Here is a 1,045-nt window from a genome sequence, read left to right as displayed (position 1 = left end):
GGATATACAAAAGATGCAACAGAGTTGAACAGAATTGTAGATGTAATTAATATTATTGAAAATAATTTTTCAGTTACTACTGCTGAAAAAATAGAAGTTACAATTACCAGAAGAGCTTTTGCTCCATATACCAAAGATGCCGCGATAATAGCAGGAATAAGCGATATGATCACATCCTTCATAACGCTTCTTATATCAACTTCCGTACGGATATAAGGTGTAAATGACAGTTTTTTATTTTTTCGATTTTTAAAGAAATTTTTTATTATCGAATTTCTGTCTGTCTCTTTAGCGACTTTTTCCTTTTGGACTGTATTTACTGTTTTTGTACTATCTGCAGCTGCTTTTACTGATTTATCGGAATTTTTGCTTAAATTTATGTTTTCATTTTGATTTTTTAATTTTGCTGTCTTTTCTTGTGTTTTTTCAATTTTTTTTAAATTTTCAGTATTTTGATTGTCTTTATTTATGTTTTCTGATTTTTTTGGCTGTATAAAACCTTTTTCGAGCCTTTCTCTTTTGGCTCTCTGCTCTCTTATTTTCTCAAGCTTTGTTATTTTTCCATTGTTAGTTTTTACTTTTTCATCAATTTCATTTATTTTTTTATTTTTTAAATTGTCAGTAAGTAGGTAAAGTGCAAGGTAGTTTGGTAATTTACCTACAGATACTTTTTCATTTTCTCCACGTTTAGAAATGATTTTTCCAGTATTTAATTCCGAAACAACTAGATGAGAATTAACGTCGCTAAAATCAATTACCGCATTATTGTCTAAAAAGTTATCTTCAGCTTTTGTGAAGTTTGGAATTAAGAAAACAAGAAGTAAAATCAAAATACTAATTTTTTTTAGTTTCATTATTTCAATCCTTTATTTCAAACTTGTTTAGAATAATGTTAGCCCACTATTCAGTTCATAATGAATAAATGAGAAAATAATTCTAAACACATACATTCTAGTATATTACAAAATAAGGAAAAATTCCAATAAGAAGGAAGGAAAATTCTGGAATTTTTAAACGGAAGCATGTACTATAAAATTATGTTTAA

At 27.1% G+C, this 1,045-nt stretch carries 1 protein-coding gene; it reads right to left on the bottom strand.

Features of this window, described 5'->3' with window-relative positions; genetic code table 11:
- Positions 1-854, bottom strand: an 854-nt coding sequence (locus Q0370_RS07200) for an RnfABCDGE type electron transport complex subunit D (RefSeq protein WP_299573983.1), incomplete at its 3' end; no start/stop codon positions are given.
- Between the last annotated feature and the right edge of the window lie 191 nt (positions 855-1,045).

The organism is uncultured Leptotrichia sp. (assembly GCF_938036635.1).
Lineage (GTDB): Bacteria > Fusobacteriota > Fusobacteriia > Fusobacteriales > Leptotrichiaceae > Leptotrichia > Leptotrichia hongkongensis.
Note: the sequence above shows the minus strand (reverse complement) of the source record. Positions and strands in the feature narration are given on the sequence as shown.